Origin of the sequence: Mesorhizobium sp. M7A.F.Ca.US.005.03.1.1, assembly GCF_003997975.1 — a bacterium.
Lineage (GTDB): Bacteria > Pseudomonadota > Alphaproteobacteria > Rhizobiales > Rhizobiaceae > Mesorhizobium > Mesorhizobium ciceri.
In genome coordinates this window covers 77,135-101,750 of the sequence record NZ_RZRO01000011.1, presented here as the reverse complement: position 1 = coordinate 101,750, position 24,616 = coordinate 77,135, and the positions used below count along the sequence as shown (strand labels likewise).

28 protein-coding genes are annotated in these 24,616 nt (G+C 61.0%); 16 read left to right on the top strand and 12 right to left on the bottom strand.

From position 1 onward, the window contains the following. Nucleotides 1-61 precede the first annotated feature (61 nt). From EN990_RS07985 to EN990_RS07945, 9 genes are all read left to right on the top strand, one after another. Nucleotides 62-982, top strand: a complete 921-nt coding sequence (locus EN990_RS07985; RefSeq protein ID WP_127385185.1) for a DMT family transporter — start codon at nucleotides 62-64, stop codon at nucleotides 980-982. A 55-nt stretch (nucleotides 983-1,037) separates the two neighbouring features. Then, on the top strand, nucleotides 1,038-1,664 hold the full coding sequence (mobA, locus tag EN990_RS07980; protein WP_127370527.1) for a molybdenum cofactor guanylyltransferase MobA: 627 nt from the start codon (nucleotides 1,038-1,040) through the stop codon (nucleotides 1,662-1,664). Then, a complete protein-coding gene (gene mobB / locus EN990_RS07975) occupies nucleotides 1,661-2,170 on the top strand; it encodes a molybdopterin-guanine dinucleotide biosynthesis protein B (protein ID WP_127388280.1) in 510 nt (169 codons plus the stop codon). Before mobA ends, mobB begins: the two co-directional genes overlap by 4 nt. A 157-nt stretch (nucleotides 2,171-2,327) precedes the next feature. After that, nucleotides 2,328-3,113, top strand: a complete 786-nt coding sequence (locus tag EN990_RS07970; protein WP_013531705.1) for an ABC transporter substrate-binding protein — start codon at nucleotides 2,328-2,330, stop codon at nucleotides 3,111-3,113. Between the two features lie 80 nt (nucleotides 3,114-3,193). Next, complete coding sequence (locus EN990_RS07965) at nucleotides 3,194-3,913, top strand: ABC transporter permease (RefSeq protein WP_024503306.1); 720 nt, start codon at nucleotides 3,194-3,196, stop codon at nucleotides 3,911-3,913. Then, nucleotides 3,910-4,731, top strand: coding sequence for an ABC transporter permease (locus tag EN990_RS07960; RefSeq protein ID WP_024503307.1), 822 nt, complete (start codon nucleotides 3,910-3,912; stop codon nucleotides 4,729-4,731). Before EN990_RS07965 ends, EN990_RS07960 begins: the two co-directional genes overlap by 4 nt. Before the next feature lie 112 nt (nucleotides 4,732-4,843). Next, nucleotides 4,844-5,713 carry an NAD(P)-dependent oxidoreductase gene (locus tag EN990_RS07955; protein WP_013531708.1) on the top strand — a complete coding sequence of 290 codons (870 nt, stop codon included), beginning with the start codon at nucleotides 4,844-4,846 and terminating at the stop codon, nucleotides 5,711-5,713. A 9-nt stretch (nucleotides 5,714-5,722) separates the two neighbouring features. Continuing rightward, nucleotides 5,723-6,427: a DNA alkylation repair protein gene (locus tag EN990_RS07950; RefSeq protein ID WP_027161587.1), complete on the top strand. Its 705-nt coding sequence runs from the start codon at nucleotides 5,723-5,725 to the stop codon at nucleotides 6,425-6,427. Nucleotides 6,428-6,551: 124 nt separating this feature from the next. Continuing rightward, nucleotides 6,552-7,121, top strand: coding sequence for a DUF3299 domain-containing protein (locus EN990_RS07945; protein WP_127370188.1), 570 nt, complete (start codon nucleotides 6,552-6,554; stop codon nucleotides 7,119-7,121). A gap of 27 nt (nucleotides 7,122-7,148) precedes the next feature. On the opposite strand, the gene EN990_RS07940 is transcribed toward EN990_RS07945, so the two are convergent. From EN990_RS07940 to EN990_RS07925, 4 genes are all read right to left on the bottom strand, one after another. Next, entirely contained in the window at nucleotides 7,149-7,640 is a 492-nt protein-coding gene (locus EN990_RS07940; protein WP_006205209.1) for an Lrp/AsnC family transcriptional regulator, read from the bottom strand. Nucleotides 7,641-7,748: 108 nt separating this feature from the next. Then, on the bottom strand, nucleotides 7,749-8,366 hold the full coding sequence (locus EN990_RS07935) for a uracil-DNA glycosylase family protein (protein ID WP_024503311.1): 618 nt from the start codon (nucleotides 8,364-8,366) through the stop codon (nucleotides 7,749-7,751). A gap of 2 nt (nucleotides 8,367-8,368) precedes the next feature. Beyond that, nucleotides 8,369-8,980: a glutathione S-transferase gene (locus EN990_RS07930; RefSeq protein ID WP_127370189.1), complete on the bottom strand. Its 612-nt coding sequence runs from the start codon at nucleotides 8,978-8,980 to the stop codon at nucleotides 8,369-8,371. A 43-nt stretch (nucleotides 8,981-9,023) separates the two neighbouring features. Then, entirely contained in the window at nucleotides 9,024-9,644 is a 621-nt protein-coding gene (locus tag EN990_RS07925; protein WP_063167987.1) for a thermonuclease family protein, read from the bottom strand. 75 nt (nucleotides 9,645-9,719) lie between these two features. Here EN990_RS07925 and EN990_RS07920 point away from each other — a divergent pair, with 75 nt between their 5' ends. Next, nucleotides 9,720-11,240 (top strand): HAMP domain-containing sensor histidine kinase, encoded by a 1,521-nt coding sequence (locus EN990_RS07920; RefSeq protein ID WP_024503313.1) that lies wholly within the window; start codon nucleotides 9,720-9,722, stop codon nucleotides 11,238-11,240. An 11-nt stretch (nucleotides 11,241-11,251) separates the two neighbouring features. Here EN990_RS07920 and EN990_RS07915 read toward each other — a convergent pair whose 3' ends face one another. After that, a complete protein-coding gene (locus EN990_RS07915) occupies nucleotides 11,252-12,247 on the bottom strand; it encodes a nicotinate-nucleotide--dimethylbenzimidazole phosphoribosyltransferase (RefSeq protein ID WP_063170237.1) in 996 nt (331 codons plus the stop codon). 197 nt (nucleotides 12,248-12,444) lie between these two features. Between EN990_RS07915 and EN990_RS07910 the strand changes: the two genes are divergently transcribed. Continuing rightward, nucleotides 12,445-12,678, top strand: a complete 234-nt coding sequence (locus tag EN990_RS07910; protein ID WP_024503316.1) for a DUF1289 domain-containing protein — start codon at nucleotides 12,445-12,447, stop codon at nucleotides 12,676-12,678. A 7-nt stretch (nucleotides 12,679-12,685) separates the two neighbouring features. After that, nucleotides 12,686-13,390, top strand: coding sequence for a TIGR02281 family clan AA aspartic protease (locus tag EN990_RS07905; RefSeq protein WP_013531717.1), 705 nt, complete (start codon nucleotides 12,686-12,688; stop codon nucleotides 13,388-13,390). A 10-nt stretch (nucleotides 13,391-13,400) separates the two neighbouring features. Here EN990_RS07905 and dusA read toward each other — a convergent pair whose 3' ends face one another. Further along, complete coding sequence (gene dusA / locus EN990_RS07900; RefSeq protein ID WP_127369528.1) at nucleotides 13,401-14,399, bottom strand: tRNA dihydrouridine(20/20a) synthase DusA; 999 nt, start codon at nucleotides 14,397-14,399, stop codon at nucleotides 13,401-13,403. A gap of 114 nt (nucleotides 14,400-14,513) precedes the next feature. Here dusA and EN990_RS07895 point away from each other — a divergent pair, with 114 nt between their 5' ends. Further along, on the top strand, nucleotides 14,514-15,575 hold the full coding sequence (locus EN990_RS07895) for a site-specific integrase (protein ID WP_127388279.1): 1,062 nt from the start codon (nucleotides 14,514-14,516) through the stop codon (nucleotides 15,573-15,575). A 409-nt stretch (nucleotides 15,576-15,984) separates the two neighbouring features. Here EN990_RS07895 and EN990_RS07890 read toward each other — a convergent pair whose 3' ends face one another. The 5 genes from EN990_RS07890 to EN990_RS07870 all read right to left on the bottom strand — a co-directional run bounded on the left by EN990_RS07890 (nucleotide 15,985) and on the right by EN990_RS07870 (nucleotide 20,409). After that, the gene (locus EN990_RS07890; RefSeq protein WP_127369631.1) at nucleotides 15,985-16,902 is read right to left on the bottom strand and encodes a LysR family transcriptional regulator; all 918 of its coding nucleotides are present in this window, start codon (nucleotides 16,900-16,902) and stop codon (nucleotides 15,985-15,987) included. A 105-nt stretch (nucleotides 16,903-17,007) separates the two neighbouring features. Continuing rightward, complete coding sequence (locus tag EN990_RS07885; RefSeq protein ID WP_127369632.1) at nucleotides 17,008-18,165, bottom strand: aminotransferase class V-fold PLP-dependent enzyme; 1,158 nt, start codon at nucleotides 18,163-18,165, stop codon at nucleotides 17,008-17,010. 13 nt (nucleotides 18,166-18,178) lie between these two features. Next, a complete protein-coding gene (locus EN990_RS07880; protein WP_127369633.1) occupies nucleotides 18,179-18,910 on the bottom strand; it encodes an ABC transporter permease subunit in 732 nt (243 codons plus the stop codon). Nucleotide 18,911: 1 nt separating this feature from the next. Next, the gene (locus tag EN990_RS07875; RefSeq protein ID WP_127369634.1) at nucleotides 18,912-19,598 is read right to left on the bottom strand and encodes an ABC transporter permease subunit; all 687 of its coding nucleotides are present in this window, start codon (nucleotides 19,596-19,598) and stop codon (nucleotides 18,912-18,914) included. A gap of 43 nt (nucleotides 19,599-19,641) precedes the next feature. Further along, complete coding sequence (locus tag EN990_RS07870; RefSeq protein ID WP_127369635.1) at nucleotides 19,642-20,409, bottom strand: transporter substrate-binding domain-containing protein; 768 nt, start codon at nucleotides 20,407-20,409, stop codon at nucleotides 19,642-19,644. Between the two features lie 294 nt (nucleotides 20,410-20,703). On the opposite strand from EN990_RS07870, the gene EN990_RS07865 reads away from it, so the two are divergent. After that, a complete protein-coding gene (locus tag EN990_RS07865; protein WP_127385224.1) occupies nucleotides 20,704-21,648 on the top strand; it encodes an ornithine cyclodeaminase family protein in 945 nt (314 codons plus the stop codon). Then, nucleotides 21,617-22,777 carry an aminotransferase class I/II-fold pyridoxal phosphate-dependent enzyme gene (locus EN990_RS07860; protein WP_127369997.1) on the top strand — a complete coding sequence of 387 codons (1,161 nt, stop codon included), beginning with the start codon at nucleotides 21,617-21,619 and terminating at the stop codon, nucleotides 22,775-22,777. The genes EN990_RS07865 and EN990_RS07860 overlap by 32 nt, the downstream gene beginning before the upstream one ends. Before the next feature lie 3 nt (nucleotides 22,778-22,780). Here the strand turns inward: EN990_RS07860 and EN990_RS07855 are convergent, their stop codons facing one another. Beyond that, nucleotides 22,781-23,176, bottom strand: a complete 396-nt coding sequence (locus tag EN990_RS07855) for a RidA family protein (RefSeq protein WP_164753785.1) — start codon at nucleotides 23,174-23,176, stop codon at nucleotides 22,781-22,783. Nucleotides 23,177-23,327: 151 nt separating this feature from the next. Between EN990_RS07855 and EN990_RS07850 the strand changes: the two genes are divergently transcribed. Next, entirely contained in the window at nucleotides 23,328-24,569 is a 1,242-nt protein-coding gene (locus tag EN990_RS07850) for a Zn-dependent hydrolase (RefSeq protein WP_127385225.1), read from the top strand. The last annotated feature ends 47 nt before the right edge of the window (nucleotides 24,570-24,616 follow it).

Genomic DNA, 24,616 nt, shown 5'->3' with positions numbered 1-24,616 from the left:
GTCGTTTCCCCAAACCGAGGTCACTTTTGGGCGATATGTATTAGCAGAACCGGTAGCCGTCTTGCCCCTGTCTCCAAATCTTCGCGGCGCATTGTTCATGATGGTGGCGATGGCCGGCTTCACCCTCAACGACGCCATAACCAAATACTCGTCGCAATCGATGAACATGGCGCAGGTCATGTTGATCCGTGGGGCTTTCGCTTCGCTTTTCGTCGGCCTGCTGGCCTGGCAGCGCGGCGCTCTCGCCCACCCGGGCTCGATGCTGCAGCCTCTGGTCGCCTTGCGCGTGATCAGCGAGGCCGGCGCAACGGTGAGTTTCCTCGTCGCCCTCGCCCATCTGCCGATCGCCAATGTTTCGGCGGTGCTGCAGGCGCTGCCGCTGGCGGTGACGATGGGAGCGGCACTTGTCTTTGGCGAGACTGTCGGCTGGCGGCGTTGGCTGGCCATCGCCATCGGATTTGCCGGCGTGCTGATCATCGTGCGGCCGGGCTTCGAAGGGTTCAGCGTCTACTCGCTGTCGGCGCTGGCCAGCGTCGCCTGCTGCGCGGTGCGCGATCTCGCCACCAAGCGGATTCCCAAGGCCATTCCGACATTGCTGGTGTCGACGGCAACCGCGCTTGCCATGACCATCGTCGGCGCGGCGCTGTTGCCGGCAATGGGCGGCTGGACGCCGATGACGGGCAACAGCACGGCCCTGCTGGCCCTGGCTGCTGTGCTGGTGATTATCGGCTACCAGTTCATCATCATGGCGATGCGGGCGGGCGACATCTCCTTCATCGCGCCGTTCCGCTACACGGCCCTGATCTGGTCGATCCTGCTTGGCCTGTTCATCTTCGCGGACATTCCCGATCTGCCGATGATCGTCGGCGCCACCATCATCATCGGCTCCGGCCTCTATGCGCTCTACCGCGAGCGGGTCGTCGGCCGGCGCAAGATCGTCGCCGAAAGCACGGGGCCAAGCATGGTTCCGGACGGAATCTAGCCAGATCATTGAAGGTTCTTGTGATTTCCGACGGCTGGCATACAGGCTTCGTGGCATGAAGCGAGACATTGCGGGGATTGTTCTGGCCGGTGGCCAGTCGAGGCGGATGGGCGGCGGCGACAAGAGCCTGTTGCCGCTTGGCGATGGCTGCCTGCTTGACCAGGTCGTGTCGCGCTTCGCCCCGCAAATAGAATCGATGGCGCTCAGCGCCAATGGCGACCCTGCACGACTCCTGCGCTTTGGACTGCCGGTGCTTGCCGACAGCGTGCCCGGCTTTGCCGGTCCGCTCGCCGGAATCCTGACCGGCCTCGAATGGGCCGCGGCCAACAGGTCTTGCAAGGCGATCGTCAGCGCTGCCGGTGACACGCCTTTCCTGCCGTTGGACCTTGTCGAGCGTCTGGCAGGGGCCGCCGATCAAAGCCCCGGTTCTATTGCCGTTGCCCGCTCGGCCGGCAAGCGGCATCCGACCTTCGCGCTGTGGCCGATCGGCTGCCGCGATGCCTTGCGGCACTTTCTGGTCGATCAGGATATCAGGCGGGTTTCGGCTTTCATCGACCGGCAGGGTTTTGTCGAGGTGGAGTTCCCGGTTCCGCCATCGGCGGGGATCGACCCTTTCTTCAACATCAACGAACCGGACGATCTTGTGTCTGCCGAGCGTCTGTTGCAGAGCATCAAGCCATGAACAGACGCGTCTTCGGCATCACCGGCTGGAAGAATTCCGGCAAGACGACTTTGACCGAGAGGTTGGTCAGCGAATTGGTCCGGCGCGGCTGGAAGGTGTCGACGGTGAAACATGCCCACCATGACTTCGACATCGACAAACCTGGCGCGGACAGCTTTCGCCACCGGCAGGCCGGCGCCACCGAAGTCGCGATCGTCTCCGGCGTTCGCTGGGCACTGATGCACGAGCTGCGCGGCGAGGATGAGCCGACATTGGAGACTGTCCTGTCGCGGCTTGCCCCTTGCGACCTCGTGCTGGTCGAAGGCTACAAGCGCGAAGCCCACAGCAAGATCGAAACCCGCCGGCTGGATGCGAAGGACCGTACGCCGCTTTCAGCGGAGGATCCCAACATCGTCGCTGTTGCCGCCGATTTTGCCATTGAAGGCGAGCTGCTGCCGGTATTCGATCTCGACGATGCAAAATCGATAGCCGACTTCATCGAGCGCACCGCCGGGCTCGTTGCTTGAGCGCTGACGCAACGGCAGAATAGCCTTGCCCATTTTTATGGTTTTGCAGTTGCTTTTTTCTTGGAAAGAGTGGGAGTATCGCGCCAGCGGGCGGTCAAAAGCACCGCCCCACAGAGCCGTTCGGAACGACGGCCGGGACCATAAAGAGAGGACCATCATGCGTATTTCACTGCGTATCGCGCTTGCCGCATCGGCCGCGCTGCTGACACTCGGCGTCGCCCAGGCCCAGGAAAAGACCCTGAGGATCGGCACCGAAGGCGCCTACCCGCCCTTCAACAACCTTACCGCCGATGGCCAGCTCGTGGGCTTCGATATCGACATCGCCAAGGCGCTTTGTGATGAGATGAAGGTCAAGTGCACCTTCGTCGCCCAGGATTGGGACGGCATCATTCCAGCCCTCCAGGCCGGTAAATTCGACGCCATCGTCGCCTCGATGTCGATCACGCCGGAGCGCAAGGAGAAGGTCGACTTCTCGAACAAATACTACAACACGCCCTCGGCGATCGCCGTGCCGAAGGACAGCACGCTGAAAGGCGTGACCAAGGAAGATCTCGCCGGCAAGACCATCGGCGTCGCCACCACCACCACGCATTTCAACTATGCCTCGAAGACCTACACCGACAGCACCGTGAAGGGCTATCCGAGCAGCCCCGAGGAGCAGGCCGATCTTGCCAATGGTCGTCTCGACGCCATCGAGGACGATATCGTCGTGCTGCAGCAGTTTCTGGACTCGCCTGACGGCGCCTGCTGCAAGATCCTCGGCCAACCTTCGCCGCAGCCGGTCGAGATTTTCGGGCCTGGTGCCGGCATTGCCGTACGCAAGGGCGAAACTGACCTGGTCAACAAGCTCAATTCGGCCATCGCCGCCATTCGCGCCAATGGAAAATACAAGGAAATCAACGACAAGTATTTCAAGTTCGACGTCTACGGCGCCGAGTCCTGATAAGCCAGTTCAAGACGGCGGGGAATTTCCCCGCCGTCTTTCTATTCGTCTTGGGAATGCCGTGGGGATAAGACCGGTCGATGCCAGCCCAGAGCATATGGACACTTCTCAGTTGGGGACCTGAAGGCTGGCTTGACGATATTGCCTATGGCGCACTGATCACCATTGCGTTGGCGCTTGCCACGCTGCCCATCGGATTGACGATCGGCTTTTTCATTGCACTCGCCAAGCAGTCCGAAGAACCGTCGCTGCGCCTTGCCGCCAACATCTACACCACCGTCTTTCGCGGCCTGCCAGAACTGGTGACGCTGTTCCTGTTCTTTTTCGGCATGCCGATCCTGCTGCAGCATCTCGTCAGGTATTTCCGGCCTGACGTCACCATCGACGTCAACAGCTTTGTCGCCGGCATGATCGTGCTTGCACTGATCTTCTCCTCCTATGCCAGTGAGGTTTTCCTTTCCGCCTTCCGCGCCATTCCCAAAGGCCAGTATGAGGGCGGCTATGCCATCGGTCTTTCGAACTGGCTGACCATGCGCAAGGTGATCGTGCCGCAACTGCTGCGCATCGCGTTTCCTGGACTGGAGAACTGCTGGCTCAGCCTGCTCAAGGACACGTCGCTGGTGTCGGTCGTCGGCCTGGCCGAGACGCTGCGCAATGCCAGCATTGCGGCCCGCGTCACCAAGCACGCTTTCCTGTTCTTCGGCGTCGCCTCGCTGGTCTTTCTTGGCCTGGCCGTCCTGTCGTCCTTCGCCACCAATGCGATCCTGCGCTCGCTTGGCCGGCGGGAGGCGCAGCGATGAGCGCCACGGCCACCATGGTCGAACGTCCGCCGCCACGGGCGCGCGGCTGGCCGCGCAGGCGTATCGCCGGTTACGCGCTGGTGGGCCTATGGATTTTGTTCGGTATCGGCATCGTCAGCTATCTCTTCCTTGCCTGGAATCCCGATTTCTTTGCCAAATATGCGCCGGCTTATCTGAGCGGGCTTGGGGTCACGCTGGCGCTGGTTTCCATATCGATGGTACTCGGCGCGATCCTGTCGGTGCCCGTCGCTTACGGGCGCATGTCCAGCAACCGGATCCTGTCCGGCCTCGCCTATTGCTACGTCTATTTCTTCCGCGGCACGCCGCTGCTGGTCCAGACCTATCTGGTCTACTACGGATTGGGCTCGTTCCGCGTCGAACTCCAGTCGGTCGGCCTCTGGGATTTTTTCAAGGACGCGTTCAATTGCGGCGTCTTTGCCTTTGCGCTCAACACGGCCGCCTACCAGGCGGAGATCCTGCGCGGCGCCATAGAGAGCGTGCCAAGAGGGCAATGGGAAGGGGCGGCCTCGCTTGGCCTGCATAAACTGCAGACGTTGCGCAAGATCATCCTGCCGCAAGCCCTGATCGTCGCCTTGCGGCCCTATGGCAACGAACTGATCCTGATGGTCAAGGCGTCCGCCATCGTCGCCATCATCACGGTCTACGATCTGATGGGCAATGCCAAGCTCGCCTTCGCCAACTCGTTCGACATCCAGGCCTATATCTGGGTCGCCCTCGTCTATCTGGTGATGGTCGAGATCTTGCGGCATGGCGTCGAATGGATCGAGCGCCGGATCACCGTTCACCTGAAACGCTGACGATTTTCAATTCGGCTGCACCAGTCGATCAGGCTCTACGCGTCTTGACGAATTGAGCGCAGAGCCTAGAGCTTTCGCAGCAAATTCCGTTTCCATTCTGAAGGGCAAGCTCATGGCATCTGTGGCATTTCTCGGTCTTGGCGTGATGGGCTATCCGATGGCCGGACACTTGAAGAACAAAGGCGGCCATGACGTCACCGTCTACAACCGCACCAAGGCCAAGGCCGAGCAATGGGTTGGCCAGCATGGCGGTAGCCTGGCGGCGACCCCTGCGCAGGCCGCCGAGGGCAAGGATTTTGTGTTCTCCTGCGTCGGCAATGACGACGATCTGCGTTCGGTGACGACCGGTCCGGAAGGCGCCTTCAAATCGATGAAGAAGGGTTCGGTCTTCATCGACAACACCACCGCCTCGGCCGAGGTCGCTCGCGAGCTGGCGGCGGCGGCGCAAGCCGGCGGGTTTTCGTTTCTCGATGCGCCGGTCTCGGGCGGCCAGGCCGGCGCCGAGAACGGCGTGCTGACTGTCATGGTCGGCGGCGAGCAGGATGCGTTCGACAAAGCGAAGCCTGTCATCGACGCTTTTGCCCGCATGGTCGGCTTGATGGGGTCGGCCGGTGCCGGCCAGCTCACCAAAATGATCAACCAGATCACCATCGCCGGCCTCGTCCAGGGCCTGGCCGAAGGCATCCATTTCGGCAAGAAGGCCGGGCTCGACATCGAGAAGGTGATCGAGGTGATTTCCAAGGGCGCCGCGGGCTCCTGGCAGATGGAGAACCGCCACAAGACGATGAACGCCGGCAAATATGATTTCGGCTTCGCCGTCGACTGGATGCGCAAGGATCTCGGCATCTGCCTGGCCGAGGCCGACCGCAATGGCGCCAGACTGCCGGTCACCGCACTCGTCGACCAGTTCTACAAGGATGTGCAGGCGATGGGCGGCAAGCGCTGGGACACGTCCTCGCTGCTCGCCCGTCTCGAAAAATAGGTCTCTGCCGTGGCAGAGCTCTCGCCTCAATCCAGTGCCGCGGAAATCGTCGCCCATCTTCGCGCCATCGGATCCGAGCAGAACCGCCTCGGCATGTTGCGCTACGGCATCAAGATCGACCGTGCACTTGGCATCTCGCACGGCATGCAGCGGCAGATCGCGCGGACGATCAAACGCAACCACGAGCGCGCCTTCGAGCTATGGGACAGCGGCATCATGGAGGCGCAGTTCATTGCCTCCGTCACGGCTGACCCGAAACGGTTTTCTGCTGAAGATGCAAGGCGATGGGCGGCTAGTTTCGACTCCTGGGACATCGTCGACGGCGTCTCGGATCTCTTTGTCGATACGGACGCCTGGAAAGAACTGATCGCCGAGTTCGCGGCCGACGAGCGGGAGTTCGTTCGGCGCACGGCCTTCGCCATGATGGCCTGGTCTGTCGTCCACCGGAAGCAGGAGCCAGGGGCGACCTTCCTCTCCTTCCTGCCGATCATCGAAACGCACGCGAACGACAGCCGCAATTTCGTGAAGAAAGCCGTGAACTGGGCGCTTCGGTCGATCGGTAAGCGATCGATGAACATGCACGGTGCCGCCCTGGCTGTCGCCGAACGACTGGCGCAGTCGGCCGACAAGACGGCGCGCTGGATCGGCAAGGACGCCGTAAGGGAGCTGACCAATGCCAAGACGCTCGCGCGGATCGCCGCCAGGAAAGGCTGACGGCGCGCGTTCCGCCATGTCAGTATCTCGCCGACATGTGAAGTGGCTGCCGACATGTGATGCGCCTCGAGCGTTGACGTCTTTGGCAGCGGCGTCTTTACTTTAGGCTCAAAGGAAGCGGCCGATGAGCAATCCTCTAAAATCAACCCTGGCGCTCGCTGCCGCTTTGTTTGTGTCCGCTGCCGCCGATGCCTCGGCCGAGACTGCGCACATATTCTGGAAGGATCTGCGTCCGGCTACGCAATCCGCCGCCGAAAACGTCGGGCTGCCGATGATCGCGGCAAAATTGCCCGACCATGGCGAAACGCTGTCCGTCAATCTTCAGGACAAAAGCATTCAGCTAGCCGGCTACGCATTGCCGGTCGATCGCGACGGTGATCTTGTCTACCAGTTCCTGCTGGTACCCTGGACGGGTGCCTGCAGTCACATGCCGACGCCGCCGCCCAACCAGATTGTCCTGGTTACGCCGGCCCGTCCCTTCAAGATGTCCGAGGCCTATCAGCCTGTAGCGGTCACCGGCGCGCTGAAGCCGGACATGGAGAAGAACCAGCTGTTCATCCTCGACGGCGTCAGCATCATCCAGTCTGGCTACAGCGTGCGCAAGGCAGATGTGGTGAGCGTCGAGACCGTGCCGGATACGATCACTCTGCCGGTGAACTCACCCTGGAGTTTCCTCAACAAAAAGAAGAACTAAGCGGGATGACTTTATGTGACGTTCAGCTCAGGCAGCGTTGGCACCCGATTCCTTGTCCAGAACCATGTAGTCGAGCGGGATTTCGGTCGTGTACTTGATCTGCTCCATGGCGAAGGACGACGACACGTCACGAATTTCGATCTTGGCAATCAGCCGCTTGTAGAAGGCGTCATAGGCGGCGATGTCGGGCACCACGACGCGCAGGAGATAATCGACGTCGCCGCTCATGCGGTAGAACTCAACCACCTCGGGAAACTCCTGGATGACTTCCGAGAAACGCCGCAGCCATTCATGGCTATGCGAATTGGTGCGGATCGACACGAAGACGGTGACGCGCACATTGACCTTTTCATGGTCGAGAATGGCAACGCGCCGCTTGATGACGCCCTCTTCCTCGAGCTTCTGGATGCGTCTCCAGCAAGGCGTCGTCGACAGCCCGACTTTCTTGGCGACATCGGCGACCGCGAGTGTCGCGTCCTCCTGCAAGAGGCGGAGAATTTTTCTATCGAGGCGATCCATATCGTGCTCCCAAAGGAATAGAATGCCTATACTCTGCCTTATCCAGGCCTTTCACAAGAAAGAAATTCTGCTGATCGGGCAAAAAGCGAGTGATTTCTTGCTGAAAGGTCAGCCGAGGCGATAGCGGATTTCCGAACGCAGAAAAGGCAGCAAATCCATTTCAAACCACGGATTCTTCTTCAGCCAGCCCGTGTTGCGCCACGAGGGATGCGGCAGCGGCAGCACTTTCGGACCGATGGAATTCTCCCAGATGGAGCGCCAGTCCATGACCGTTTCCGTCAGTGAGGGCCGGCGCGCCGCACCCATGTGCCAGGACTGCGCGTAGATACCGATCGTCAGCACCAGATCGATCCGTGGCATAGAGGCCATCAAAGGTGCGCGCCAGGCCGCCGCGCATTCGCGCCTCGGCGGCAGATCTCCCCCCTTGGCATCCTGGCCGGGAAAGCAGAAGCCCATCGGGACGATTGCGAATTTTTCGATGTCGTAGAATTCGTCGCTCGTCACGCCAAGCCAGCTGCGCAGGCGGTCGCCGGAAGCGTCGGTGAACGGCATGCCCGACAGATGCACCTTGGTGCCGGGCGCCTGGCTGGCGATCAGGATCCGGGCGGTGGATGATGGGCGCAGCACTGGTCGCGGCTCATGCGGCAACGGCTTGCCGGCCGGATTTTCCACGCAGATGCGGCAGGCGCGGACCCTGGCGACGAGGTTTTCGAGTTCGGCAGTCATTCTCAGGCTGATGCGCTCGGCCGGCTGGAAACGGCTTGATGCCAGCGCAACACATTCGCGCACTTATCTGGTACCTTGATGCGTGCCGGCTTCATGAAATCGACAGCGATCAGGCCGGTGATGTCGGCGATCGAATAGCTGTCACCGGCGATGAACTCCCGGCTGCCCAGTTCGCCGTCCAGCAGCCTGAGGAACGCCACGGCCTTCGGCTTGTTGGCCTCACCCCATTCAGGGACCTGCGGGATTTCCCATTCCTTCATGGCCGGATGGATGTGCCGGAAGGCCTGCGTGACGCAGCTGAGTAAATTGAATTCCATCCGCCTCTGCCACATCTCGACCTGCGCCTTGCCGAGTGCGCCACGCCCGAACAAAGCGGGCTCCGGATGCAGTTCCTCGAAATAGCGGCAGATGGCGACGGATTCGGTGATGACGGTGCCGTCGTCGAGTTCCAGCACCGGCAGACGCTGCAAGGGGTTGCGCGAGCTGACCGCCTGTTGCCTGTGTTCCAACGCGCCCATATCGATGGGCACCTGCGCAACCTCGATGCCTTTCTCGGCCAGGAAAACGCGGACCCGCCTTGGATTGGGCGCCCGGCCACCGTCGAAGAGCTTCATTCCATCCTCCTGTTCGTCCTCGGTTCCAGTTCCAGGATGCGCATCACCAGAAGCGAAAAATCTCGCGCACGGCATCGCCGATCGACGCCAGTGTGCCGTGCTTCTTCTCGACGACTTCGCCGTGATGGCTGTCTCGCCAATTCTGCGGCTGATCGAACGTTCCCGCCCAGATGCCGGCCTTTGCCGCGCGGGCGATGGCTTCCTCGCTCTCGAAGTCGCCATAGGCAACCGCCCAGCCCGCCTCGACCTGCGCGCGGTTGAGATCCTTGCCGCCGGCGGTGCAGTCGCCGAGCAGCCGGCCATAACGATCACGCTGCCAGCCGGTACAAGAGACGGGCTTGCCGGCGATCAGGCGAACGAGCGACTGACGCGCAAGCGTGCCGCAGGAATAGTCCGCGCCGTTCTTGCGGCAGGTCTGCGTATATTCCGGAGCATCGATGCCGCGCATGCGGATACGCTCGGTGCCAAGCGTGATCGAATCGCCGTCGTTGATGATTGCCACGCCTTGCGTCTTGCGTGTCTCCACCCGGTCGAGGCGGGCCGCCAGCAGGATCAGCAGTCCGAGGATGATGACGGCAAGCCCGTAATCCACCAGCCGGCGCCACAGGCTTCTGGGGCGCGCAACGTATCGCCGGCGCGGCCTCGGCGACCATGAACGGCTCATATGGCAAACGGTTGGTTAATCATTCGAACGTAGCTTAACACTTGGAAACCGCTGCTCGCATAAATTGAAGTTTTGATGCCCTTGCAACGCTCGAACACAGCGGACAAGTTCATTGTGGACCGCAGGAAACGCCATCGCAACAGCGATGTCGCGCGCGCGGTGCGCAAGACGCGTGACCGTCTTTCGCAGCAGGCCGGCAATCCCGATTTCGATCGCGAACTGCTGAAGCTGCATGCCCGAGCGATGACAAGCGGCGCCATCGCCATCCCGCTTCTCGTGCTGGCGATTGCCGCGGGTGGCCGGCTGGCCGGAATCGGCAATGAGATCGGGCTTTGGGCGCTGTTCACGCTAACCTGCTACACTATCGTTGCCTTCATGGCGCGGCGCATCGAGCGCACTGAAGCTTCCGAGCTCAACCCTTTGCAAGCACGGCGGGAATTCCTGATCGGCCATTTCCTGTGCGGTCTCGGCTGGGCTTGGTTCGTGTGGCTTGGCTGCAGCGTCTGCGAGGTCGATCCGTTCCACATCGTCAAGGCCGTGGTGCTGTTGTTCGCCATGGCGGCGACCGCGGTGATGACCTCGTCTCTGCGGGGCGCGCTGCTGGCGACCTTTGCCGTTCCCGTGGCGCTCTACGCCTATGCCGGCGCCAAGCTATGGATGCCGGTCGAGGCGATCATGGCCGCGCTGCTGGTCGTGTCGCTGCCGTTCTTCGCCTATGTGGCCCGTCATCTCAACCACTCGTCCCTGATGATGCTGTCGTTCCGCTCCGAAAAGGATGCGCTGATCGCCGAACTGGAGACGGCGAAATCGATGTCGGACGAAGCGCGGCGGCGGGCCGAGGACGCCAATCTGGCGAAATCGCGGTTCCTCGCCTCGATGAGCCACGAATTGCGCACGCCGCTCAACGCCATTCTCGGTTTTTCCGAGGTGATGTCGAACGAGGTGCTGGGACCGATGAGCAATCCCACCTATCGTGACTACGCCCATGACGTGCACGAATCCGGCCAGCATCTGCTCGACCTGATCAACGAGATTCTCGACCTGTCACGCATCGAGGCCGGCCGCTACCAGCTCAATGAAGAGCCGGTGATGCTGCTTGGTATCGTCGAGGACTGCTGTCACATGATGGAGTTGAGGGCGCGCAACAAGGATATCCGTGTCGTCCAGGATTTCGAGCACGAGCTGCCTCGGCTGTTCGCCGATGAACGGGCCGTGCGGCAGATCACGCTCAACCTTCTGTCGAACGCGATAAAATTCACCGCCACCGGCGGCGAAATCCGTGTCCGTGTCGGTTGGACGGCGGGCGGCGGACAATACATTTCGATCAAGGACAATGGCCCGGGCATACCGGAAGACGAGATCCCGATCGTGCTTTCCGCCTTCGGCCAGGGCTCCATCGCCATCAAGAGCGCCGAGCAAGGCACCGGGCTTGGCCTGCCGATCGTGCAAGGGCTGCTCGCAATGCATGGCGGCGAGTTCGAACTTCATTCCAAGCTGCGCGAAGGCACCGAGGCGATCGCCATCTTCCCGCTGAGCCGGGTGATGGAGGAATTGCCAGCACTGCCGACAGCAGCGGTGGCGGCTCGACGGCGGTAATACCTCAAGCCCTAACCGCGTACCGCCGCAGCCATGCCCGAACTGGTCAGCGCGGCGGCCTTGACCAGACCCGCGGCAAGGGCGGCCCCTGCCCCTTCGCCATGGCTGATGCCCAGATCAAGCAACGGGCGCAAGCCGAGCCGTTGGGCGGCGCGTGCATGCGCGGGTTCCGGCGACAGGCTGGCCAGCAGGCAATGGTCGAGCGCGGCGGGATTGACGCCATGCAGTACCGCTGCGGCTGCCGTCGCCGCCAATCCGTCGAGCAGCACCGGGATCTTCTGCATCCGCGCGGCCAGAATGGCACCGGCGATCGCCGCGAATTCCCGGCCGCCGACCCGGCGCAGCGCCTCGAGCGGGTCGCCGAGATGGCCGCCATGAAAAGCCAGCGCCGCATCGACCACGTCCGCCTTGCGTGCCTGCATCGCCGTATCGGCGCCTGACCCCGGGCCGGCCCAGTCGGCGCCCCCGCCCCCGAACAGCGCCGCAAACAGGGTGGCGGCGACGGTGGAGTTGCCGACGCCGAGATCGCCGAGACACAAAAGATCGGTGCCGCCGGCGATCGCTTCCATGCCGAAGGCCATGGTGGCGGCACAGCCACGCTCGTCAAGCGCGGCCTCTTCGGTGATGTCGGCGGTCGGGATGTGCAGGGCAAGATCGAAAACCTTAAGCCCGAGATCGTAGGCAATGCAGATCTGGTTGATCGCGGCACCTCCGGCGGCGCAAAGTTCGACCGCGTTGGCGGTCGCCGCCACCGGCCGTGGCGAAATGCCGTGGCGCGTGACGCCGTGATTGCCGGCAAAGACCGCCATCAGCGGTCTTGTCACCGCGGGCGGAGCCCGCCCGCTCCAGGCGGCCAGCCAGGCGGCGATGTCCTCGATGCGGCCAAGCGAATTGCCCGGTTCGGCCTTGGCAAACAGCGTGCGCACGCGGGTCTCGGCTGCCGTGTCGGCCGCCGGCAGATTGGCCAACAGGTTGCGAAAATCGTCGAAAGGCAGTGCGCTGGTCATCTTGTTATCGATCATTCCCTGGATTTGGTAAGCGGCATAGCCGCCTTGCGGGGTTGGCACAACCTCTGGGATGATGGGCCTGCATTTGCCGCAAAGCCGGCCCCGAAGGGCGCAATCGCGAGGGCTTGCATTGGCTTTGCCGTTGCACCATGTGGAGGTGGAACAAGGGATTGCGGATGGAAGCCCAAGAGAAAGTCATGACGGCCATCGAATCCCCGTGCATCCTGGTCTGTTCGATCGACATGAAAACCGGCTTCTGTTTCGGGTGCGGCCGCACGCGCGAGGAAATCGGCGCCTGGATCGGGATGACGCCGGAAACGCGCCGCAGCGTCATGGCTGAATTGCCGGCCCGGCTGGAAACGGTCGAGCGCCGGCCGCGCCGGGAAACGCGCCGCACCCGCATGGCGCGCGAACGCGACGCGCTGTCGTGAGGTGCGGATGAGCCGGTTGTTCTGGATATTGATGGCCGCGATCGGGGTGGGAGCAGTCCTGCTCATGCTCAACGATTCCGCCGGCAGCACCCTCGGCGTGGAGAACAACGATTTCAGCCGGCTGATCTGGCTCGGCGCCTTTGGCGCCCTTATCGGCGCCGGCCTGCTTCGCTCGGGCCGACCCCTGGGCGCCATGGCCCGCAACTTAGGCGCCTGGGCGGCCATCGCGCTCGCGCTGATCGCCGGCTATCAGTACCGCTATGAGCTGCAGGATGTCGCCAGCCGGGTGACCGCGGGCCTTGTTCCCGGCAGTCCGCTGGCCCTGGGTATCGAAGACGGTCACGCCACCGTAACGCTCGACAAGGCGGACAACGGCCATTTCGAAGCGCGCATCCTGGTCAACGGCAACCCGGTCCGGGCCGTGGTGGATACCGGCGCGACCAGCACCGTGCTGACGTCCGAAGACGCACAAGCCGCCGGATTCAATCCAGCGGCGCTCAACTACACCATACCGGTTTCGACCGCCAACGGCATGGCACGCGCCGCGGCCGTGAAAACCGATCAGATTGCGATCGGCGGCATCACGCGCAGGGATATGTCGGTGATGATCGCCGCACCCGGCATGCTCAGCCAGAGCCTGCTCGGCATGAACTTCATCGGTTCATTGTCGGGTTTTGACGTGCGCGGCGACCGCATGATCCTCAGGGACTGATCCCGGAATCTCAAGCCGCTTCGGCTGCCGCTCCGCCGAGTTCGACGGCCGCGAAAGCCGCCTTCAGCACGTCCGGGCCGGCGCCGGGTTTTGTCGCGTCGGTGGACAGGATCTGCCGGTAGCGGCGCGCGCCGGGCAAGCCATGGAACAGTCCGACCATGTGGCGGGTGACATGTCCAAGCCGCCCACCCAGCTCGATATGACGTGCCGCATAGTCCGCCATCGTATCGATCAGCGCGGCGAAATCGAAGGGCTCGGACTGGACGCCGTAGAAAGCGGCATCGACGCCAGCCAGAATGCCGGGCGTGTGGTAGGCGGCGCGGCCAAGCATGGCGCCGTCGACATGGCCGAGATGCGCCAACGCCTCTTTGATCGTCTGAATGCCGCCATTGATGCCAATGAATTCGTTAGGTTTTCTAGCCTTCAGCCGATAGACCCTGTTGTAGTCGAGCGGCGGGATGTCACGGTTTTCCTTGGGGCTCAGCCCTTCCAGCCACGCCTTGCGTGCATGCACCCACAATGCGTCGGCGCCGGCGTCGAAAACTCCATCCGCCAACGCATCGAGGGCCGGCTCCGGATCCTGCTCGTCGACGCCGATGCGGCATTTGACGGTCACGGGAATTGTCACCGCCGCCTTCATCGCCGCGACACAGCCGGCAACGAGGTCCGGCACCTTCATCAGGCAGGCGCCGAACGTGCCCGACTGGACGCGGTCTGACGGACAGCCGACATTGAGGTTGATCTCGTCATAGCCAAAGGCCTCGCCGATGCGCGCCGCCTCGGCAAGTTTTTCGCGATCCGAGCCGCCGAGCTGCAGCGCGACCGGATGTTCTGACGCATCGAAGCCGAGCAGCCGCTCGCGTGCGCCATGGATGACGGCGTCGGCCACCACCATCTCGGTGTAAAGCAGCGCATGGCTCGACAGCTGGCGGTGGAAGAACCGGCAATGCCGGTCCGTCCAGTCCATCATGGGTGCAATAGCCAGTCTATGCTCTTGATTTTTCAGCATTTTTTCTTTAACATCAAATCGTTAAAACCTGCCGAGTGCACACGAATTTACGCCAGAATACGACCCTTTTCGCCACGTTTCGATCTCTCAGTGCACACAGAGCGCACACAAAAAATGGCCACCTACACAAAACTCTCGTCCGGTTCCTGGCGTGTCCAAGTCCGTCGCAAGGGTCGCTACGTCAGCGAGACCTTCCTGCGCCGAGACGACGCACGGCGCTGGGCAACCGAAGTCGAGCGCCAAGTCGATCGTGGTGAGACGCCGACCAAGTCCCGTATAGCGCGCCTGAAAACTTTCGGTGAACTCATCGACCTTCATATCGACGACATGTGCGATGTAGGCAAGTCCCCTCGCCGCTCCAAGGCCGCGGCTCTCGATATGCTCCAAAGACATCTGGGGAAGTGCAACATCGCGGCTCTCGATCGCGAACGGCTCATTCGTTTTGGGCGCGACCGGGCCGCCCAAGGTGCCGGACCGATGACGCTCGGCATCGACATCGGCTTTGTAAAACTCATTCTGGCTCATGCTGCTGCGGTGCACGGCCTGCCCGTCAAGGTCGAACCGGTTGAGCTCGCGCGTATTGCCCTAAAGAGGCTTGGCCTCGTTGGTAAGGGCAATCAGCGCGACAGGAGGCCGACCCAGGATGAACACGACAGGCTCATCGCCCACTTCGATGCAAATCCTCGTCAAATAGCGCCGGTTGGTCAGATAATACGTTTCGCCGTCGCAACCGCAATGCGCCAGGAGGAAATCTGCAAGGCGCGGTGGTCCGACGTGGACGCCCGCACGCGGATGCTTCTCATCCGTGACCGGAAAGACCCGCGAAACAAAAACGGGAACAATCAACGCATACCCTTGTTCGCGGCAACTGGGTACGACGCATGGGCCATTGTCGAGGACCGACAGGCCAAGCGAAGCAATGACGATGATCGAATTTTCCCATTCAATCATAGGTCAGTCGGCACTGCCTTCCGTCTAGGGTGCGCTGACCTGGACATCCACGACCTTCATTTTCATGACTTGCGGCACGAAGGGACAAGCCGCCTTTTCGAGGCCGGATTCACGATCGAACAGGTTGCGCTGGTAACGGGGCACAAGGACTGGAAAATGTTGAAGCGCTACACCCATCTGAAGCCGGAGGCTCTCCACGCGCTGTTGGCAGCGCGCGCCGCATAGATATGAGTGTCGTAAGGTTTCACGAAAGAACACCATTCGATTGTATCTAACCCATCTAGGCCATTGATCTAGCTGGGTTTTTTCTTACTTTAGACGCACAATATCGACCCACGGGCCGTCAAAAAGTTACGCTCTTGATTTTAAAGGGAAAATCGCCGCGGAAAATATTTTGAGGTTTCACCAACTATCGGGATCAATCGGCGATTTTTTGCACTTACGCCGTTCGACGGCGTGCCCAAGTCGTCAAGCTACCTATTCGCCATCACACACGGCCCGGCGCCGCTGATGGCAGGCGGGCCTTATTGGCGGGCGCTACTTGCCATGCGCGCCCTCGATGTCGCCGAGGACGCTAAGCGGGAAGCCGTTTGACATGGTAGGAGCCGCCAAATGGCCTGTTGCCGCCGACATCCTATTGTTGCGCGATTTCATCGAGGAAACAGCCTATCAGGGCGTTCTTCATGAGCTTGCGGTTGGCGATCGCCGAAAACTCCGTCTTCTTGGCGACGTTGCTAGTCAGGATCGGCCGGATGTCTCCCCGCTTCTCCCAGATTTCCGCGAAATGGGTTGGGAGAAAGCCAAGATAGCTTCCCGACAAGATCAGAAACAGCACGCCTTCGGTGACATGCGAAATCGCTTTCAAGGACATGTTCATGCGATCGACATAGGACCGCTCCGCCTCGGAATAGCCGTGCTGGACGAAGGCCCGTCCGGAAAGGTCAGCGATCTGGATGTCGCTGTCGGCAATCTGGAAGAGGGGGTGCCCTGCCCCGCAGTAGAGATGGCTCACTTCCTCGAAAAGAGGCACAGCCGAGATGTCCGCGTGCTCCGATTCCAGGACCGTCACACCGACATGGATACGCATCTCCTGGACGCCGCGGGTTATCTCCGCGGACGATCCGGAGATAATCCTGATGCCGACGTCCTTGTGTTTGCCGCAATAGGCCGAGATGGCGCGATGCAGAGGGGACTCCGACTGGGTGACGATCGTGTCGACCAGTCCAATGTACAGTGTCCCGGTCAGGCCGGCCATGGTGTCGTTGATCTGCGAACGGAAAATCTCCAGCGAGGCAAGCAACTGGCTCGTCGCGGAATAGGTCCGCTCGCCTTCCGGCGTCAGGCTGAAGCCCGATCGGCCCCGGTTGCACAGCCGCATGCCGAGACGGATTTCCAGATCGCTCATCTGCTTGCTGATCGCGGATTTAGATGCGCCCAGTTCGACTTCGGCGGCAGAAAAGCCGCCGCAATCGACTACGGTGCGGAAAATACGGAGCAACTTGATCTCGGCGTCGCCGATCTCACCCGTGAAAAGTCGATGTGGCCAGTTCATGCTTGATCATTGCTCAGGCGGAGCACTGTTTGTACCCGCCTGAGCAATACTAAGGGACCGCTGTGGCGCCTACAAGCTGCCCGCGGATGTCGGACTGCGGTCAGCTCACAAGGCTGCTCGGATGGCAGCCAGTCCCCGCCTGATGTCGTCGGCCGAGTTGTAGAAGTGCGGCGAGAAGCGGATGAAATCCTTCCGGAGCGAGGCGATCACATTGTTTTGCTTCAACGTCCTTGCAAATGCGGCGCTGTTCTTGCCTGCAAAGCGCGCGGCGACGGTTGCAGAGCGCTGCTTCGGATCCTTTGGACCCAGCACTTCCGCGCCGAGTTCAAGCAGCCCGTCAACCAATTGTCTTGAGATTTTCGCGTTGTGCGCCTGGATCGCGGTGATGCCCGTGTCCAGCAGGTAGCGCAGGCTCACCGTCGCGCCAATCGCGGTGCCATAGGCCATGGTTCCGAATTCATAGCGCTTCGCTCCCTTCGGCAGTTCAATTCTGTCCGCCTGGAAATCCCACATATCCTTATGCGACCGCCAACCCAGCAGGCCGGGGTTCATGTCCTGCATGCGAGGCGAAATATACGTCAGGCCTGTTCCGAACGGACCACACAGCCATTTGTATGTGGAGGTTGCCACGGCGTCGATGCCGCTGCCCGCGGCATCGACCATGACCTGCCCGGCCGACTGCGTTCCATCAACGACGCAGAGAGCACCATGGCGGTGTGCTTTGTCCGCAATCGCCTTGAGGTCATAGACCTGGCCGGTTCCGTATTCGACATGCGAAATGCAAACGACGGAGGTGTTGGCATCGATCGCGCCAAGCAATTCATCCATATCGATGGCCATACCATCGCGTGGCTTGACCCAGCGCATCTCCGCACCCGTGTGCTGCGCGACCCGCATCCAGGGGTAGACTGTGCTCGGATGGGTTATGGATGTGGCCACAATGGTCGATCCTTTTTTCGGCATCGCCGCCCAGGCCAGCGACGACATCAACACAGTCTCGCTGGAGGCGACCGCGATGTCGGCAGGTGTCGCATTGAAGAGTTCCGCAGCGGCCGCGTTCAGGTCATCGAAGCATTTGACCTCGGATTCCTCATCGAACGTCACAGTTCCGTCTTCGGCGAGTTGCGTCTGCCAACGATTGATCGCTTCGGCCGCCGTCTTGTGCGTCAGCCCGACCGATGCGGCATCGAGATACACGTAAGATTGCGCCGGCGGAAAGACTTCCAGCGATGCCAGTCGGCCCTCGTTTGCGTAGTTGTCCAATGTCTAGCTCCCTTCAGGATCGTGTTGGTTTCAGATGCGACAGGTATTTGCGCTCGAGCTGGCGGAATGCCGCTGTGATCAGGAAGGTGAGCGCAAGGTAGAGGAAGGCGGCGGTGAGCAGGCCTTCGGCAGCGAGATAATATTTGTTGTTGAGCATCCGGCCGGCGCCCAGGATGTCGATGATGGTGATGGTGCTTGCCACCACGCTGCCATGCAGCGTGAAGATGACTTCGTTGGAAAGAGGTGGCAGCGAACGTCGCCAGGCGGACGGGAAAACGATCAGCCAGAACAGCCGGACGCCGGATAGACCCAGAGCTTTGGCGGCTTCAACTTCGCCTTTGGGGACGCCTTCGATCGCACCTCTCAGGATCTCCGTGAGATATGCGGCGGAGCAAAGCGTGATCGAGAGGAATGCGCACCCCCATGCCCCGCGCAGGACTGGCCAGAGAAAAGAATGGCGTACGAACTCGAACTGCGCGACGCCGTAATAGAGGAGATAGAGCTGCACAAGCAGCGGCGTACCGCGGAAAACATAGGTGTAGCAGAACACTACCCTGTTGAAGACGCGAAGTTTTTGCGCCCGGATCACCGCGAGAGGAATGGCGATCACGACGGCGAGTAGCAACGGTAGTGTGACCAGCAACAGGGTGTTGATGAACCCCTTCGCAAAGAGAGGCCAGTTGGCGGCGATAACACCGAGATCGATCGGTGAAAAATCCTGGAGCTTCGACCACGCGGTTTCCATGTCAGACGGTCTCCGCCACGCGAAGCCGTCTGGCGAGAAAGCGCAGTCCCACGTCGGAAGCGATCGTCAGGCCGAGATAGATGATCAAAACGATGAAGATGAAGGTGAATGGCTGGTGCGTTGCGCGTCCAGCCGCGTTTGCCTTATTGACGATGTCCTCCAGTCCCATCACTGACGCCAGGGCAGTTGTCTTCATCAGGCTCAGCCAGTTGTTGGTGAAGCTCGGCATGGCGTTGCGCATGAGTTGGGGCCAAATGACCAGCTTGAAGAGGATCCACCCGTTCATGCCGAGCGCCTTGCCACCTTCGCTTTGACCGCGCGGTATCGACAAATACGCACCGCGGAACGTCTCGGTCATGTACGACCCGAAGATGACGCCGATTGCTGCAACGGCCACGGTGAACGGGTCGAGCTGCAGCGTGTCCCACAACCCTGTCGCGTCACCGATCCGGTTAACAACCGCCTGGCCGCCATAGTAGAGCAGCAGCATCAAGACCAGGTCCGGAACGCCCCGGACCAAGGTAGTGTAGGTCTCGGCCGCGCGGCGCGCGGCCGAGAATTTCGATGATTTTGCCCAAGCTCCGATCAGGCCCAGTGCCGTGGCCACCACGAGCGAGCAGACGCTCAACGCAATCGTGACGTAGACGCCCTTCAACACAAACGGCAGGTAGTCGGCAGTTTCAGCCACAATCACCTTTACAGTCTATAGTTACACTCGAGAGCGTACGTGTTCACTTGCCAAAGATGTCGTAGCTGAAATATTTGTCGTTGATCGTCTTATAGGTCCCATCGGCGCGAACCTCCTTGATCGCCTTGTTCAACGCCTCACGAAGCTCGGTGTCGTCTTTTCGGAGGCCGATCCCAATGCCTGCACCGAAGCAACCGGGTTCGCTGACAGGGTCACCCTGGAACGCAAAACCCTTGCCGCGCTCGGTCTTCAGCAAGCCGAAATCGAGCTGGATCCGATCTGAGAAAACCGCGTCCAGTCGGCCGGCAGCAATGTCGAGGAACATGTCTTCAGCGTTCTGGTAAACCTGGACGCTGGCATTCGGATAGGTCTTCTCCAGATAGCACTGCGCCACACCCGGAATGGTGCCGATCTTCAGTCCACCCAGAGCCTTGTCGGCGAAGTCGATCTTGGTTCCGTCGGACGCAACGAACGCAGCCGCTGTTTGATAGTATGGATCGGTAAAGTCGATCTGCTTTTTACGCTCCTCGGTGATGGTCATCGAGGCAAAGATGCCATCGAACTTTTTGACCAGCAGACCCGGGATCATGCCGTCCCAATTCTGGGCTACGAAGGTGCAGTTCCGGTCCATCTTCTTGCAGAGAGCATTCCCTAGTTCGATTTCAAAGCCCGCTATCGAGCCGTCCGCGGCTCGAAAGTTGAAGGGCGGATATGCGGCTTCGGTGGCGAACGTAACGTCCCCCGCCACGGCCAGAGCGGGCATCAGGACAATTCCGAGTACCGCGACCAAGCCAAGCAATTTCTTTTTCATTTTTTGTCCCCTGGATTATGCGGGCATCTGCCGCAAGTTGACGATGTGGCATCCCTTGGGTCCACCCGGCGATCTTTCTCGTCGCAACCGAGGCGGGCTATCCATTGCGAAACTACTTCGCGCCGCATATGCCCTCCGGCCTTTCTGCGGTTCCAAGGTTAGTGCAGCCGGGGTTGTATGCGTTACCTAATTCCGAAAGCCAGGTTTCCAAACTAGGCAACCAAGCGTCGTCAGGTCCCATGCTAGGGCGGTGCGGCGCTATCAAATTGATTGGTTCTGCTCGGGGAGATGAAATTGACGAAGATCGTGTCGCTTGAGCAAATCCTGAAAGCGCTGCCGGACATCGATGTCGTCGCCGAAATCGAGCGTGGCTTCGTTGCCCTGTCCGAGGGAAAGGTCGAGGTCCCGCCAGTAGGCGAACTCCTTTTCCCGGACGAAAGCGGTGAGCTTCACATCAAATATGGCGCCGTGCGCGGCGACGACGTGTTCGTCGTCAAGCTCGCAACGGGGTTCTTCAACAATCCGAAATTAGGTCTGCCGCCGTTCTCCGGTTGCATGCTGGTGCTGTCCGCGAAGACGGGTCAGGTTCTTTGCATCCTTCTCGAAGAAGGGGAACTCACCAATCACAGGACCGCCGCTGCAGGCGCCGTCGTTGCGCGTCACCTGGCACCTGCGCGGTTGGAGACGATTGGCATTTGTGGCGCCGGCGTGCAGGCGCGCCTGCAGGCCGACTATTTACGCCGGGTGACGCAATGCCGTGACCTCGTTTTGTGGGCGCGTGATGTCGAGCGGGCGACTGAAGCCGTGCGCGATATCGCGCGGATGGGCTACAGCGCTCGAGTGGCAGCAAGCCCAGAAGAGGTTGCCTCTTCGTCGCAGCTGATCGTCACGACGACCGCGGCCCACCAGCCCTATCTGTTCGCGGGCTCCATTAGGCCCGGCACACACATCACTGCGATGGGCTCGGACACACCCGAAAAGAACGAAATCGATCCGATGATCCTGAAGTCGGCCGCCCTGGTTGTCGCCGACAGTATACCGCAGTGCCTGGTACGTGGAGAGATTCACGCCGCGATAGCGGCCGGTGTCTTGAGACGAGAGGATGTCGTCGAGCTCGGAAATGTCATTTCTGGAAAGGCGGGACGGCGGTCGCCCGAAGACATCACGGTGGCCGATCTGACCGGTGTGGCCGTGCAGGACATCATGATTGCCAAAGCGGTGGTCGCACGAACAACTTGAGGAGTGCCGTATGCAGATTCCCACTTTCGTCCTTGAACGAAGCCAGACGCTTTATGAGAACGATGTCGCCATCAATCTGACGGAGAGCGGCGTTCACCCCGCAGCTATCTCGGAAATCCTGTCTGCAGCCGAATTAGCGGAGCTTGCCGCACTCCCTCTGGGCTACGGATACACGGATGGCAATCCATCGCTGCGCCAGTCGATCGCCGATTGGTACCCGGGTGCGGCTTCGGAAAACGTGCTGGTCGCTCACGGCTCGTCGGAAGCGAACCTGTTGACTTTGATGGCGCTCGCCGAGCGCGGCGACCACATCATCGTTGTCGTGCCAAACTTCATGCAGATCGCCGGCCTTGCTCACAGCCTGGGGATCGACGTCACGCAGATTGCGTTGCGACCGAGCGATGGCTGGCAGCCCGATATCACGGCGCTGGAAGCGGCAATTGGCCCGCGCACCAAGCTGATCACGCTCTGCGACCCCAACAATCCGACCGGTACAACGCTCACCCGATCGTCCCGGCGGGCGCTCGCGGAGCTGAGCGATCGCACGGGTATCTGGTTGCATGTCGACGAAATCTATCGCGGCTCGGAGATCGATTCCACCGATGCGCCAACCATTTTTGGGATGGGCAAACGGGTCATCGTGACGGGAGGACTGGCGAAATCCTTCGGTTGCCCTGGACTGCGGATGGGTTGGATGATCGGTCCGCAAACCCTGGTAGCGGAAGGCCATCGGTTTCAGGACTACACGAGTATCGGCACTGGCGTGGTCTCGCAGTTCGTTGCCGAGAGAGCGCTCGGCGAGCCCGTGCGGAGCAAGTTGCTCTCGCGCGGCCGCCAAATCCTTATCGCCGGGCGTCAGCGGGTAGCGGGGTGGCTCGAAGGGCGCGATGGATGGTCCTGGGTCGTTCCGCAAGCAAGCGGCATGGCGTTCCTTCGCTACGAGATGAACATCCCGTCAGAGACTTTCGTGGAAGAATTGCGCCGTGCCAAGGGCGTGTTCGTTTGCGCCGGCAGTTGGTTCGGTATCGAGGGTCATATCCGCGTTGGCTTCGGCGTCGACCCGCATCATCTGGAAAGCGGTCTGGAAGGCATCGACGAATATCTGCGCGAAAGGCGGTTGTTCAATTGACCGTCACTGTTCATCGCGGCCCTCCGGCTTCGCACCGTAGGCGACGACTTCCAGTTCGACCAGACCGCCGTAGAGCAGTTCGGCGACGGTGCCGATTCGCGCCGGTTTAGAGTCCGGGAAGTATTTTGCGTAGGCGGTGTTGAACTCGTTCGCGTCCTTTGACTCGCGTAAATAGACGTTGACCTTAACGATGTCCGAAAGGCGCAGACTCGCCCGCTGCAGGATGTCTTTCACCTCCAGCATAATGCGATCAGTCTCGGCTGCTACCCCGCCGGTGACGATTTCACCGTCGGGCCCGAAGCCGGCAAGGCCCGACAAGAATACGAAATCGCCGGCGCGGACCGCTTCCGAAATTGCAAGCCCTTCCACATTAGGCCCGGCAATGAATTCAATCGTCATGCTGTTTTCCGATCTGTGTCGATACCAGAAAGCATTCATAAGACGGGCGGCTCGTGATTGGTTATGAGATGTGGCAACTGACCTTTCTGAAAAGAGAAACGACGAGCCCCATACCGCCGTGCAGGCTGGGTGGACGGCAAGGGAGAACGACGTGGCACAACCGATCAATGTCGACCCTGAACATGTCGAACGGCTGATCTTCGACCTCGGCAGGTTCGGAGCACACAGCGGAACCGGCGTCTGGCGCACCGTGTATTCGCCGGAATGGGTCGCGGCAGCCGACCAGTTCGCTGAATGGTGCAGAGAAACGGGTTTGGCTGTGCATAGCGACGCGGTCGGCAATGTCTGGGGAAGGCTTGACGGTGAAGAGCCCGGGCCTTCGATCGTGTCCGGATCGCATATCGACAGCCAGACGCCCGGGGGCCGCTATGACGGTGCCTTGGGCGCGATCGCAGCGCTGGTTGCGGTTGACGCGCTTGCAAAGCAGTTTGGTAAGCCGCGCCGGACATTGGAAGTACTAGCACTTTGCGAGGAAGAGGGAAGCCGTTTCCCTGCGGCAAGCCTTTGGGGCTCGCGCGCCATAACCGGCTGCATCGAGCCGCGCGAACTTGACGAGCTGGTAGACGGCGACGGTGTTTCGATTGGCCAAGCCATGAAGGCTGTCGGGCTTGATCCCGCCGACCTCGGCAAGGTGGAGCGCGATGATATCGACACGTTCATCGAGCTGCACATCGAGCAAGGCCCCGTGCTCGAAGCTGCTGGTCTTGGAGTCGCCCTCGTCACGGCGATCAACGGACTGCGCCACTATCGTGTGGAACTGACCGGAGAGGCAAATCATGCCGGCGCCTTTCCGATGGATGCGCGCCGCGATCCGATGGCGGGGTTTGCGGAAATCGCCGGCGGTCTCATCTCGACGGCGGAACGTTGGGGAAGGCCGGCGGTGACAACCGTGGGGCAAGTCAGCGTCGAACCCAACCTGCCTTCCATCATACCTGCGAAAGTCACTTTCATGATCGATGCCCGGCATCCTGATCCAGATGCTGTGCGGCGGCTTTATACCCTGCACGAAAATCTGATCCGGGAGGTCGCGGATCGCCGTGGCCTCAAAGTGAAGATCACGGTGGTTGAGAACCAAGAGCCCCTGATCTGTCACCCCGAAATCGTTGCGGCAATCAAGGCGACGGCGGAGGAGCAGGGCGTCAGGCTGGGCGCACTCTCCAGTGGCGGCAGCCACGATACACAGCAGATGTCGAGGATCGCCCGGGCCGGGATGATATTCGTCAGGAGCAAGGACGGCAGGAGCCATACACCTGAGGAGTTCTCCTCGATCGATGACATCGTCGACGGCATCAAGGTGCTGGCCGGGACACTCTACAAGCTCGCCTATTGTTAGCAGGTTAACATGGGACGTGACCCACTCAGTTCGGACCCGATGCCGGT

What these genes read in the sequence shown, in the direction of transcription:
- EN990_RS07895 (WP_127388279.1), top strand. Translation starts at nt 14,514, where the DNA reads ATGGCCACCTACACAAAACTCTCGTCCGGTTCCTGGCGTGTCCAAGTC.
- EN990_RS07955 (WP_013531708.1), top strand. Translation starts at nt 4,844, where the DNA reads ATGGCATCTGTGGCATTTCTCGGTCTTGGCGTGATGGGCTATCCGATG.
- EN990_RS07945 (WP_127370188.1), top strand. Translation starts at nt 6,552, where the DNA reads ATGAGCAATCCTCTAAAATCAACCCTGGCGCTCGCTGCCGCTTTGTTT.
- EN990_RS07930 (WP_127370189.1), bottom strand. Translation starts at nt 8,980, where the DNA reads ATGAAGCTCTTCGACGGTGGCCGGGCGCCCAATCCAAGGCGGGTCCGC.
- mobB (WP_127388280.1), top strand. Translation starts at nt 1,661, where the DNA reads ATGAACAGACGCGTCTTCGGCATCACCGGCTGGAAGAATTCCGGCAAG.
- dusA (WP_127369528.1), bottom strand. Translation starts at nt 14,399, where the DNA reads ATGCTGAAAAATCAAGAGCATAGACTGGCTATTGCACCCATGATGGAC.
- EN990_RS07960 (WP_024503307.1), top strand. Translation starts at nt 3,910, where the DNA reads ATGAGCGCCACGGCCACCATGGTCGAACGTCCGCCGCCACGGGCGCGC.
- EN990_RS07870 (WP_127369635.1), bottom strand. Translation starts at nt 20,409, where the DNA reads ATGAAAAAGAAATTGCTTGGCTTGGTCGCGGTACTCGGAATTGTCCTG.
- EN990_RS07970 (WP_013531705.1), top strand. Translation starts at nt 2,328, where the DNA reads ATGCGTATTTCACTGCGTATCGCGCTTGCCGCATCGGCCGCGCTGCTG.
- EN990_RS07915 (WP_063170237.1), bottom strand. Translation starts at nt 12,247, where the DNA reads ATGACCAGCGCACTGCCTTTCGACGATTTTCGCAACCTGTTGGCCAAT.
- EN990_RS07890 (WP_127369631.1), bottom strand. Translation starts at nt 16,902, where the DNA reads ATGAACTGGCCACATCGACTTTTCACGGGTGAGATCGGCGACGCCGAG.
- EN990_RS07940 (WP_006205209.1), bottom strand. Translation starts at nt 7,640, where the DNA reads ATGGATCGCCTCGATAGAAAAATTCTCCGCCTCTTGCAGGAGGACGCG.
- EN990_RS07880 (WP_127369633.1), bottom strand. Translation starts at nt 18,910, where the DNA reads ATGGAAACCGCGTGGTCGAAGCTCCAGGATTTTTCACCGATCGATCTC.
- EN990_RS07965 (WP_024503306.1), top strand. Translation starts at nt 3,194, where the DNA reads ATGCCAGCCCAGAGCATATGGACACTTCTCAGTTGGGGACCTGAAGGC.
- EN990_RS07855 (WP_164753785.1), bottom strand. Translation starts at nt 23,176, where the DNA reads ATGACGATTGAATTCATTGCCGGGCCTAATGTGGAAGGGCTTGCAATT.
- EN990_RS07925 (WP_063167987.1), bottom strand. Translation starts at nt 9,644, where the DNA reads ATGAGCCGTTCATGGTCGCCGAGGCCGCGCCGGCGATACGTTGCGCGC.
- EN990_RS07920 (WP_024503313.1), top strand. Translation starts at nt 9,720, where the DNA reads ATGCCCTTGCAACGCTCGAACACAGCGGACAAGTTCATTGTGGACCGC.
- EN990_RS07935 (WP_024503311.1), bottom strand. Translation starts at nt 8,366, where the DNA reads ATGACTGCCGAACTCGAAAACCTCGTCGCCAGGGTCCGCGCCTGCCGC.
- EN990_RS07910 (WP_024503316.1), top strand. Translation starts at nt 12,445, where the DNA reads ATGACGGCCATCGAATCCCCGTGCATCCTGGTCTGTTCGATCGACATG.
- EN990_RS07905 (WP_013531717.1), top strand. Translation starts at nt 12,686, where the DNA reads ATGAGCCGGTTGTTCTGGATATTGATGGCCGCGATCGGGGTGGGAGCA.
- mobA (WP_127370527.1), top strand. Translation starts at nt 1,038, where the DNA reads ATGAAGCGAGACATTGCGGGGATTGTTCTGGCCGGTGGCCAGTCGAGG.